The 9144-nt window shown below is 60.9% G+C and carries 9 protein-coding genes and 2 pseudogenes; 8 read left to right on the top strand and 3 right to left on the bottom strand.

The window, feature by feature from the left end:
* Positions 1-180, top strand: a pseudogene (locus tag Q0072_RS12475) (succinyl-CoA--3-ketoacid-CoA transferase); the annotation flags it as partial.
* Positions 181-239: 59 nt separating this feature from the next.
* The gene (locus tag Q0072_RS12470) at positions 240-980 is read left to right on the top strand and encodes a hypothetical protein (protein ID WP_298330581.1); all 741 of its coding nucleotides are present in this window, start codon (positions 240-242) and stop codon (positions 978-980) included.
* Here Q0072_RS12470 and Q0072_RS12465 read toward each other — a convergent pair.
* On the bottom strand, positions 977-1423 hold the full coding sequence (locus Q0072_RS12465) for a PaaI family thioesterase (RefSeq protein ID WP_126420698.1): 447 nt from the start codon (positions 1421-1423) through the stop codon (positions 977-979). The genes Q0072_RS12470 and Q0072_RS12465 overlap by 4 nt on opposite strands.
* Positions 1424-1467: 44 nt before the next feature.
* Here Q0072_RS12465 and Q0072_RS12460 point away from each other — a divergent pair, with 44 nt between their 5' ends.
* From Q0072_RS12460 to Q0072_RS12440, 5 genes are all read left to right on the top strand, one after another.
* Entirely contained in the window at positions 1468-1716 is a 249-nt protein-coding gene (locus tag Q0072_RS12460; RefSeq protein ID WP_298330575.1) for a DUF3253 domain-containing protein, read from the top strand.
* A gap of 201 nt (positions 1717-1917) precedes the next feature.
* On the top strand, positions 1918-3051 hold the full coding sequence (locus Q0072_RS12455) for an ABC transporter permease (protein WP_298330572.1): 1134 nt from the start codon (positions 1918-1920) through the stop codon (positions 3049-3051).
* Positions 3051-3857: an ABC transporter ATP-binding protein gene (locus tag Q0072_RS12450; RefSeq protein ID WP_298330569.1), complete on the top strand. Its 807-nt coding sequence runs from the start codon at positions 3051-3053 to the stop codon at positions 3855-3857. Before Q0072_RS12455 ends, Q0072_RS12450 begins: the two co-directional genes overlap by 1 nt.
* Before the next feature lie 71 nt (positions 3858-3928).
* A complete protein-coding gene (locus Q0072_RS12445) occupies positions 3929-4891 on the top strand; it encodes an MlaD family protein (RefSeq protein ID WP_298330566.1) in 963 nt (320 codons plus the stop codon).
* The gene (locus tag Q0072_RS12440) at positions 4891-5595 is read left to right on the top strand and encodes an ABC-type transport auxiliary lipoprotein family protein (protein ID WP_298330563.1); all 705 of its coding nucleotides are present in this window, start codon (positions 4891-4893) and stop codon (positions 5593-5595) included. Before Q0072_RS12445 ends, Q0072_RS12440 begins: the two co-directional genes overlap by 1 nt.
* A gap of 46 nt (positions 5596-5641) precedes the next feature.
* On the opposite strand, the gene Q0072_RS12435 is transcribed toward Q0072_RS12440, so the two are convergent.
* Positions 5642-6793, bottom strand: coding sequence for a DUF2336 domain-containing protein (locus tag Q0072_RS12435; protein ID WP_298330561.1), 1152 nt, complete (start codon positions 6791-6793; stop codon positions 5642-5644).
* A gap of 178 nt (positions 6794-6971) precedes the next feature.
* Between Q0072_RS12435 and Q0072_RS12430 the strand changes: the two genes are divergently transcribed.
* Complete coding sequence (locus Q0072_RS12430; RefSeq protein WP_298330558.1) at positions 6972-8756, top strand: HAMP domain-containing sensor histidine kinase; 1785 nt, start codon at positions 6972-6974, stop codon at positions 8754-8756.
* A gap of 98 nt (positions 8757-8854) precedes the next feature.
* On the opposite strand, the pseudogene Q0072_RS12425 reads toward Q0072_RS12430, so the two are convergent.
* A pseudogene (locus tag Q0072_RS12425) lies at positions 8855-9144 on the bottom strand (lytic transglycosylase); the annotation flags it as partial.

Here is a 9144-nt window from a genome sequence, read left to right as displayed (position 1 = left end):
GACCTGCCGCTGACCGGGGCGGGCGTGGTCGATCTGATTATTTCGACTCTGGGCGTGTTTGAGGTGAAGCCCGACGGCTCTGGCCTCGTGCTGGTCGAACTGGCCCCCGATGTGACACTCGACGACATCGCCGCCCGGACACAGGCGACCTACGACGTGGCGTTGAAAGACATCGCATAACGGCGTTTACCAAACGTCCTCGCTCTGATAACGTTTTCTCAGTCAGACGGGGGCACAGCATGAAACACTATGCGTTTAACGAACGGCATCCGTGGGATGGGACGTTCTTTCTGTTTCTGTTGGGCATTGCCTGGCTGGCCTTGCTTATGGGGTTCACGCCCGGCCTGCTGAAAGTGCTGAATGGCCATGCGCCGGCACCTCACCCGCTTTTGCACGTTCATGTGGCTGTCTTCGGCGGCTGGATTTTACTGCTGACTGCGCAAACCCTGCTGATTCAGCGAGGTTCCTTAGAGAGCCACAAACGGTTGGGCTTGATTGCCCTTGTCTGGGTGCCGCTCGTGACGGTCATGGGCGTTGTGACCGCCATAGTCATCAATCAGGCGCGCTTCGATACCGGTGACACCAGACGCGTGGCCTTTATTGGTGTGCAACTGGCCAATATGCTGGTTTTCGCGACCGCCGCCGGTGCCGCCCTATGGTTACGCAAGCGACCCGACTGGCATAAGCGCCTGATCTGGCTGGCCACAATTGAGCTTCTGGGGGCTGGATTCGGGCGATGGATCGGACGGGCGCTGCGACCCTATTTCGGCCACAGCGTCCCTGAGTTCTGGTTTACCCTCTATCTGGGTGTCAATCTGACCCTGATCCTGTGCATGGTCTTCGATGTGATGACCCGCCGTCGTGTGCATCCGGTGTGGCTGATTGGTGTGCCGTTGGTGGTGCTGACACAGATCACCGCGTGCTGGCTTAACGCCTCACCCGCGTGGATGCCGATCGCCCAGGCCCTGATTGGGCGTTAGGCCCCCGACTTGCTGGCGCGCTTGATGACGCCGGAAAAGGTCATGACCATGCGGTCGCCGACCTTGATCTGCCCCCGGCCGAAGATGGTCGATTGACCGGCGCGGGTGATCTCACCGGTAGCAATGACAATATCACCCAGATTGCCGGGGCTGAGGAACTGCGCATCCAGTTGCATGGTCACGCCGCCCGACGTTTGCAGATTGTCCAGTGCAAACACATACAGCGCTGTATCGGCCAGCGACAGCAGACAGCCGCCGTGCATAATACCGCCGCCATTGAGGTGTCTCTGTTCGACCTTCAGCGCCACCTGCATCTTGCCGTCCGCGCCGGGCAGATAATAAAACGGTCCGATATGGTTGACATAGTCGTCATGGAAGGGCGAAAGGAACCACCCTTTGAAATCGCCGTCCTCGACCTGAAGGGGTTTGGGCTGATCGGCCATTTGCATACCTCGTTTAAACACGCACAAAAAAAGTTAGGCCCGTCATGGCGAACCCGGTGGAAGAGCTGATTATCGAACTCCTGACCGAGTTGGGAGATAAGGAAACCCTGAGTCCTAATCAAGTCGCCAAAACCATAAACGCTGAAAACTGGCGACGTCAGCTGCCGCAGGTGCGCGCCGCCATCGGGCAACTGGTTGAAGCCGGGCGCATCGAAGTGGTACGCAAGGGCAAGGTGGTCGAATTCGACGGCATCCGCGGCATCTGGCGTATCCGACTGACGGGCGCGGCATAAGCCCGCTCCTGATCGCAGCCACGCACTTATTTCGCTGCGGCCGATTCTCTGTTTGTGGTAAGATGTGACTTGACCGCCTGTGCGTCGAATAAATCCGGCGCCTATTGTCTCCTTATTTCCGGAACCTTATCTTTTCGGCGTTATATCCGCTATTGATTGAAGAGTGGCGCATAACGCGTTTTGCTTTTACCCTCAGGTTTGATGTCGAAGGCTGATTTTAAAATTGAGACGCCGCCGGGTGGGGAGGCAAGGGTCGTCAGCCTGACAGGTGACTGGACCGCCATTGGCCTGCGCGACGCAGGCGAGCGGCTGAAGTCCGCCCTTAAATCGGCCTCAGCGGTCCGCATCGACACGGATGATCTGAGCGGCTTTGATACGGCCGGGGCCTATGCCCTGCGTACCGCTCTCGGTGAACACGGCGATGACGCCCTGTTTGCCCACGACCCGCGCCTAAGTGCCGTCTATGAACTGATCCGCGACATTCAGCCCAAGGTGGTTGAGGCGCAGAAAAAAACGGCTCAGCAGAAAGCCAATCCGATCATTGGTGAACTCGCGCGACTGGGGCGCAGCACCGAGGATGTGTTCAAGGATCTGCGCGATCTGAATATCTTTATCGGGCATCTGGTCGTCACCGCCTTCCTGTCGCTTGTCACACCGGGCCGCATCCGCTGGACGCCGCTGGTGGCCCAAATGCAGCAGGCGGGTTTCGGCTCGCTGATGGTGGTGTGCGTCACCACCTTCTTCGTGGGTGCGGTGATCGCCTTCCTCGGCATCCTTCAGCTTCAGCAGTTCGGCGCAGCGGTCTTCGCCGTCGAACTGATCGGCATTTCGGTTCTGCGTGAATTTGGCCCGGTCATCGCGGCTGTGCTGATCGCCGGGCGCTCAGCCTCGTCCTTCACCGCCGAAATCGGCGCCATGAAAATGAATCAGGAAATCAGCGCCATGCGCGTCATGGGCATCAACCCGTTTGACGCGCTTATCTTTCCGCGTCTCGCGGCTCTCGTCATCACCATGCCGCTGGTCACTTTTGCGGGGTCAATGGCCGGTCTGCTCGGGGGGTTTGTCGTGGTGTGGGCGCAACTGGGTTATGGCCCGCACTTCTTCTCGATCCGCATGACCGAATATGTGCCCTTCGTGAACTTCTTTGTCGGCATGATCAAGGTGCCGCTGTTCGCCATCGCCATCTCCATTATCGGCTGCCGGCTGGGCATGAACGTCACCGAAGACGTCATCTCGCTGGGCCGTCAGGTGACGCGCGCCGTGGTACAGGCCATCTTCACCATCATCCTCATCGACGCTATCGTCGCCATGATGTTCAACGGGTTTGACTTCTGATGACCGAAGCCCCCGCACCCGTTTCCGCACCCGCCCATCCCCTCGTCATCGAGGGTCTGCGCAATCAGTTCGGTGCCAATATTGTGCACGATAACCTCGACCTGACGGTCGAACGCGGTAAGGTCATGGGCGTGGTCGGCGGCTCCGGCACCGGCAAGACGGTGCTGCTCAACTCGATCCTTGGCCTGCAAAAGCCGACTGCGGGGGCGATCCACCTGTTCGGCAAGGACATCACGAAGCTCAACGAAAAGCAGCTACGCCTGATGCAGTCGCGCTTCGGCGTGCTGTTCCAGAGCGGGGCCCTCTTCTCGGCGCTCAGCGTCATAGACAATATTTGCGTACCCCTGACCGAATACGCGAAGCTGAAACCGGCCCAGATGCGCGAGATCGGCCTGATGAAGATGGCACTGGCGGGGTTGCCACTTGATGCCGCCGACAAGCGGCCGTCGGAGTTGTCAGGGGGCATGATCAAGCGAACAGCATTGGCCCGCGCGCTGGTGCTCGATCCGGAGTTGCTGTTTCTCGATGAGCCGACCGCCGGTCTCGACCCCATCGGGGCGGCGGCGTTCGACGCGCTGATCCGCGAACTGTCGGACAGTCTGAACCTGACCGTCTTCATGATTACCCACGACCTCGACAGTCTTTACGCCATCTGCGATGAAGTGGCGGTGCTGGCCGATAAGCGCGTGGTGGCACAGGCCCCACCGAAAGTGCTGGAACAATCGGACCACCCGTGGATTCATGAGTATTTCAACGGCCCACGTGGCCGGTCTTCGCAAAGCCGGGGGACGGGAGACGCCTCATGACCTGCCGAGTGTGTGTCCACGTCTACACGACGACCCTGAGCGGCAAATGCGCCGTGACGAGAGGAGAGTAAATGGAAAGACAGGCCCATTACGCGGTTGTCGGACTGATCACCCTGGTGCTCACCGCGGCTGCCTTTGTCTTTGCCTTCTGGCTGATTCAGGGCAGTTTCAACGAAACCTACTCGGAATACGACGTCGTGTTCAACTCTTCGGTCAACGGCCTGACCGAAGGCGGCGAAGTGCATTTCAACGGCATCAAGGTCGGTGAGGTCAAGGAGTTGCGGCTGGGTAAGGCCAATACGGCGCAGGTCATTGCCACCGTGCGCGTCGATTCCTCCACGCCCGTGCGCGTCGATTCCACCGCCGTGCTGGAGCCGCTGGGCGTGACCGGCCTCAACTATATCCAGATTTCACCGGGCTCCAAGGAAGCGGCACTGCTCAAGCGTGAGCCCGGTATCGGCGCCCGCAACCCGGTTATTCGTGCCACCGAAAGCCGTCTGGACAAGCTGCTGGCCGGGTCGGGCGGCGTCATTGAGAGCGCCTATGAGTCGCTCAACCGCATCAATCGCCTGATGTCGGATGACAATTTGAACGCTTTTTCCAAGACGATGAAAAATATCGAAGACATCACCAGCGATATTGGTGAGGTGACCGAAGACCTCAAACAGCGCAAGCAATTGCTGGATGACGCGCACGAAGCCATTGTACAGGCCGGCATCGCCGCAGAAAACCTGTCCAAACTGGCCAGTTCGGCCGATGTGCTGGTCAAGGATCGCGTGCCGCAGACCATGAACCGCATCGACGATGCGGCTGCCAAGCTGGCTGATGCCGCAACCGAAGTCGCCAACCTGTCGAAGGCCGCACAAGGGCCGATCAACGAAGTGTCTGAGACCACCCTGCCCGCCCTGTCGGACAGCCTGCGTAACCTCAATCAGGCCACCCGCTCGGTCGAAGACCTCGTCGAAGAGGTCCGCGCCAGCCCGCAGGGCCTGATCGGCAAGCCCAAAGCCAAAGAGAGAAAGGTCAATCCGTAATGATGACGCGCGCCACACGTCGCTCTTTGAGCCTCGGTCTGCTCACAGCCGGTCTGGCCACCGGCCTTAGCGGCTGCATTACCCTGTTGCCAGAAGTGAAGCCGGTGCAGCTTTACAGCATCCGCTTCAACCCGGCCCTGCTGGAAAAAGGCGCGGTCAAGGCCCCGGCGGCCTCGCCCGACGCCAAACCGGTCGATGTCTTCGTCAATTTCGACGGTTTCCCGCGCGCCGCCGCCGGGGACCGTATCGTGACCACCGAAGGCAATGAAGTCTCCTACGTGTCCGGCGGCCGGTGGGCCAGCACGGCACAGGGACAGTTCCGCGATCTGATGTCCGAAGGCTTTGCGCGGCAGGCCAGCAGCGAAGTGCGTCTCGGTGATCAGGGGCGTGTGTCTGGCGAATACCGGCTCGACATCAATGTACGCCGTTTTGAGGCCGCCTATGCCAGGCGCCGACCGACCGTCGTTGTGGCGTTGGATGCACGGCTGGTGCGGCTGAAAGACCGGCAGGTGATGGCGGAAAAGTTCATCTCCTCAGAGATCGCCGTGCGCAAGGGCAGCCTCGGGCCGATGATCGAAGGGTTTGAGAGCGCCGCCTCGCGCGTGACGGTGGAAGTGATCGCCTTTACGGAAAGCGCCGTGAACGAGGCCAAGGCCAAAGAGGCAACGACGCCTCCGACCCCGGCAACAGCGCCGGCCCAGTAACAGAAAAAGCCCGGTCGCTGAACCGGGCTTTTTTATTGACCGTGCCTCAGGCCGCCTGAAGGGTTGATTTGCCACCCCGGCGGCGACCGCGCGCATCGCGATCCAGACGCTCATAGAGGTAGATCAGGTCTTCGCGCGGCGCGAACGGCACCTGAGTCAAGAAGCGTTCGATCATGCGCGCCTGAAAGCGCATCACGTCGGGATCGGCATTTTCGCTGGCCAGCGAATGATAGGTGTCCACGGCGATACGGAAGGTCTGGAACATACGCGCCGGCAAGCCTGCGCGGTCATAGATGGCGCGCAGACCGAGAGCCCCGGCATCATGCACCATCAGCCAGCAGCGATCGTGCGGTACACCCGACAGCTCCGCCAGAGCGTGTTCAAAGAAGGCCATATGCCCGCGGGCCAGCGCCCGCAGCATCAGAGACGGCGTCATACGCCCGGCGATGACAAGGTGGCGCGCCAGAGCCGCCGGATCACGGCTGGCCCCCGTCTGATCGGCGACATCGAGCGTAGCGCGCTCCTGCGTCGCCTCGGTGATCTGCACCGCCGTTTCCGGCTGTATGGCGTGGCGCGACACCAGTTGTTCTTTCAGCGACTGACTGACCATATGGATCAGCTTTTCGGTCACCGAAACCGGAAGGTGCTGACGATTGATCAGCGTGTTCTGCAGGACTTCGGACTCGCCAAAGCGTTCCAGCACGGCATCCATGCCGGCGCTGCTGAACACGGCCTGATTATTGGCGCAGGCGATCACGACTGCCTCTTCGACGCCATGCTCGGCCAAGGCCGTCGTCACGGTTTCCGAGAGGGTTTCGCGACGTGCCACGGCCATCTGACGCACAGGGCCGCCAGAGCGGATGATGTCGGCCAGATCTTCATCGGTAAACACCGGCGAATAGCTCAGCACCGGCACAGCCACGGCCTGCACGTCGCGCGACAGGCGCAAGGCGACGTCGTGCGGCAGCAGGCTGGAGGTACGCAAGGTCACGGCCAGAGACTTGCGCACCAGTTCGGCGGCGTCATCAGCCAGCAGGCGAATGATTTCCTGCGCGGCGGCGCGCTCGACCTCGCTCAGTTCGCTGCGTTCCATCAGGCGACACACCTTATGGGTCGCCACGGCGCGATCATCGGCATTGTCACTTCTGACCAGACGGGCGACGTCCGTTTCGGAAAGCAGGCTACGCGAAGCGGTCATGGGAGGATGTCCTGATCATCTCGTACCGGACGAGTCGAGACGGTACGTTCTGGGATTGTCCGCCCCGCCCCTTAATGAATCCTTACCAAGGCCCGCGTGAGGGCCCGATCCCGCCTCAAAAGTTAATTTTTCCGGCTCTGGTAACCGGACCGCAATCTGTTTGCGCCATTCTGAGGCCATGTCAGAGACCACGCCACCTGTATGTGCCGACGCTGAGGTCGTGCTCACGCAAGAACAGATCGCGCTTGATTACGGTCTGAAGGCGCAGGTGCGCCTGCTGCCCTACGCGCTTGGCTTTTTTGCCATCGGCCTGCCCGTCTATATCTGGGGTGCCAGCTACTTCATGTCGCCGCTGCAAATCGCGCTGAACATGGTCCTGTTCGTCTGCATCTGGACGGCCTTCTTCTTCCTTAAGCCCTCTTTGAAAACCGACGCCGTCCCGACACGCCGCAGTCTGGACGTCAGACTGCGGCGGCAATGGCTGTGTGGCGCTCTATGGGCCCTGAGCCTGCTGGTGGCGTCCCTGAGTAGCGTAGGCGGCGGTCCGGCGGCGCAGGTCTTTGCCACCATCTGCGCCGGCGCGGCCGTTGGGATTATCTTTTTCAGCGCGCCAGTGCTGCTGTTTTTGCTGACCCTGGCCCCGCTGGCCATGGCCGGACCTATACTGGCGCTCAACCTCACCCAACCTGACGGTACATGGACAAACCTCGTTACCGGCGGGCTGGCCATGGCGCTGGCTCTGGGCCTGATTATGAATCGTCACCTCCGGGAACATTATCAACTCGCCTTTGCGCAGGTCCGCACGCTTCAGGAGCGCGAAGCCGCCCTTACCGCCCGCGATAACCTGACCCGCGATCAGATGGCCCTGATGCAAACCCTGTCACGTGAAATCGCCACCGGCCTGCGCAGCGTGGAACAGACACTGGATCAGGGCCTGTCGCACCTTAGCCGCGCCCCGGCTCCGCGCCACTACGTCGAAAGTGCGCGTAACGAAATCGACCATTTGCTGGGGCTGATCACCACCACGCTCGACGAAGGTGAAGCACGCTCCGGTCAGATGGTGCTCGACCTGCGCCCGCTGGATATCGAAAGTCTGATGCGTGACGTCACCAGCGGCTTTCAGGACATGGCCACTGCCAAGGGACTGGACCTGACCCTGAGCCTGCCCCCCCTGCCCGAAACAGGGGCCGCGATTGGGGACGCTTCGCGCGTGGAACAGATCCTGTCCCACCTGCTGGCCAATGCCATCCAGTACACGCCCAAGGGCAAGGTTGAGGTCAGACTTTTGCCGCCTGACGAAGGCGTTTTACGGCTCAAGGTCATGGACTCCGGGCCGGGGCTGGAACCGGAGGAACTACACCGCGCCTTCCTGCCGCATGAGCGCATTGCACGCACCTCAGCCGGCTATTCCGGTGCGGGACTGGGGCTCAACCTATCGCGGCGTCTGGCCGAACTGATGCATGGCGAGATCGGAGCCCAGAGCACACCGGATGTAGGCTCCAAATTCTGGCTGGATCTGCCCTACGACCCGGATGCCATCGCCCCCCGCCCGGTAGCCAAGCCGGAAGCGCCTGCACAGGAGTCCGTAAGCGGCCTCAAGGTCATGCTGGTATCCAACGACTCTCTGCGTTCGGTAGAACTGCGCGACACGCTGGAAGGACTGGGGCATCGCTGCCTGACGGCCACCACGCGGCCGCGCGCCGTGTCTCTGGCCGCCAAGGGGGATATCGACGCCGTGCTGATCGCCACGGGTGCCTTCGAGGATCTCGACAATCCGGCCAACCGACAGAAGGTGGCCGAATGGCTGGAGCGGCTCAGGGCAACACAGGCCCGCGAAACCCTGAACATACTGGCGCTTTTGCCGGATGGTCAGCAGGCGGAACCGCTGAGTGAAATGGGGGTACGTCCGCTTCTGATGCCGCAATCAGAAGACGCCCTGCGTCGCGCTTTGACGACAGCTTAGAGCGCAAGCCGATAAAGTGGATACCACTTTTCGGAAAAATTGCGCGACCAAACAAAAACTTAGAGCCATTCGGCGGCTCAACTGAGCCGACAGATGCTCTAGACGAAGCTGGCACCGCCCTCTTCACTCTTGTCTTTTTCCGGACCGAAGGCCGACAGCAGTTGCGTGGCGAACAACAGGCTCTGATCGCCAGTGCCGTTGCCAAAGGCGATATTGAGCAGTTGGGCGTCCGATTGCACGCGTTGCAGACGCGCCAGCAGATACCCATTGCCATTGGCTTCCATCGGCATGTCGCCCTCAGGCGCATCCGGTAGGTTCATTTGCACCGCACCGCCGGCCTTGGAATTGAGATTGGCCATAAGCTGGGCGGCACTGACCGGCGCGCCAT

The organism is Asticcacaulis sp., assembly GCF_027484505.1.
Taxonomy (GTDB): domain Bacteria; phylum Pseudomonadota; class Alphaproteobacteria; order Caulobacterales; family Caulobacteraceae; genus Asticcacaulis.
Note: the sequence above shows the minus strand (reverse complement) of the source record. Positions and strands in the feature narration are given on the sequence as shown.

Bases quoted from the DNA above. Each gene is read 5' to 3' on its own strand.
- Q0072_RS12470 (WP_298330581.1), top strand. From the start codon at position 240: ATGAAACACTATGCGTTTAACGAACGGCATCCGTGGGATGGGACGTTC.
- Q0072_RS12465 (WP_126420698.1), bottom strand. From the start codon at position 1,423: ATGGCCGATCAGCCCAAACCCCTTCAGGTCGAGGACGGCGATTTCAAA.
- Q0072_RS12460 (WP_298330575.1), top strand. From the start codon at position 1,468: ATGGCGAACCCGGTGGAAGAGCTGATTATCGAACTCCTGACCGAGTTG.
- Q0072_RS12455 (WP_298330572.1), top strand. From the start codon at position 1,918: ATGTCGAAGGCTGATTTTAAAATTGAGACGCCGCCGGGTGGGGAGGCA.
- Q0072_RS12450 (WP_298330569.1), top strand. From the start codon at position 3,051: ATGACCGAAGCCCCCGCACCCGTTTCCGCACCCGCCCATCCCCTCGTC.
- Q0072_RS12445 (WP_298330566.1), top strand. From the start codon at position 3,929: ATGGAAAGACAGGCCCATTACGCGGTTGTCGGACTGATCACCCTGGTG.
- Q0072_RS12440 (WP_298330563.1), top strand. From the start codon at position 4,891: ATGATGACGCGCGCCACACGTCGCTCTTTGAGCCTCGGTCTGCTCACA.
- Q0072_RS12435 (WP_298330561.1), bottom strand. From the start codon at position 6,793: ATGACCGCTTCGCGTAGCCTGCTTTCCGAAACGGACGTCGCCCGTCTG.
- Q0072_RS12430 (WP_298330558.1), top strand. From the start codon at position 6,972: ATGTCAGAGACCACGCCACCTGTATGTGCCGACGCTGAGGTCGTGCTC.